Annotated in this window: 1 protein-coding gene; it reads left to right on the top strand. The window is 75.8% G+C overall.

Annotation, left to right across the window (positions count from 1 at the left end; genetic code table 11):
• A partial coding sequence (locus SACPADRAFT_RS33385) for an nSTAND1 domain-containing NTPase (RefSeq protein WP_007027745.1) occupies positions 1 to 1,025 on the top strand: 1,025 nt, incomplete at both ends.

Here is a 1,025-nt window from a genome sequence, read left to right as displayed (position 1 = left end):
TGGGTGGCCTCCGCGGGCCGCCGCACCGGCCGTGGCCTGCGCGGCGCCTCGCCCTACGGGATCTACGCCCTGCTCACCGCCGCCGCCGTGGCCCCCGTCGCAGGGCCGTCCCTGGGCGCGACCGGTGAGTTCGCCGCCGTGCTCGACCAGCTCGGCGGGATGGGCACCAACCACCTGGCCGATGTCCTGTCGAACACCGCCGGGAGGCTGCGCGAATCCGGCACCGACCCCTCGGCGGAACAGTGGCGCGACGCGGTGGCCGACGCGGTACACGCGCGGCTGGAGGCCGCCGACACCGCGGACTCCGCCGTACTGCGCGCGGAGATCGCCGAACTGCTGCGGTCGGTGAACGGGATCGGCGAGGCCCTGTCGTCGTCCTCCGAGCACGCGCGCGAGCTGCACCAGGAGATCATCGGGGCGCTCGCCGTGCTCGGCGGTGAGTTCGACGAGATGAAGGGCATCCTCACCGACGTCCGGCAGACGCTGGCCGAGTCGACGCACACGTTGTCCGAGGTGCAACGCGACCTGCTCGCCACACGCGGCAGGCACCGGCGACAGAGCGACCTGACCCACCGGTTCCTGGTGGCCGTCGCCCGGACCCGGCAGTGGCTCCGGCCCGACGCCGCCGACCGGGACCACCGGGTCGGGGGCGACACCGAGGCCGACACCGGGCACGGGGCCGAGGTCCCCTGCCCGTATCCGGGGCTGGCGAGTTTCCGGGCCGAGGACGCCGACTGGTTCCACGGCCGGGAGGACCTCGTCGCGGAGCTGGTGGCACGGCTGGGCGAGCAGCTCGACGGGGGCCCCGCCCTCACCGTGGTCGGGGCCTCCGGGGCGGGCAAGTCCTCCGTGCTGCGGGCGGGGCTGATCCCGGCCGTGGGCGACGGGGCACTTCCGGTCGCCGGTTCCCGGGACTGGCCCCGGATCGTGCTGACCCCGGGCCGCAAACCACTCGCCGAGCTGGCCGCCCGGGTGGCGGAACCGGCCGGACTGGACGCGTCCGCCGTGGCCGCGTCGCTGCGCCG

The organism is Saccharomonospora iraqiensis subsp. paurometabolica YIM 90007 (genome assembly GCF_000231035.2).
GTDB classification, from domain to species: Bacteria; Actinomycetota; Actinomycetes; order Mycobacteriales; family Pseudonocardiaceae; genus Saccharomonospora; species Saccharomonospora paurometabolica.
This window is presented reverse-complemented; position numbering and strand designations above follow the sequence as displayed.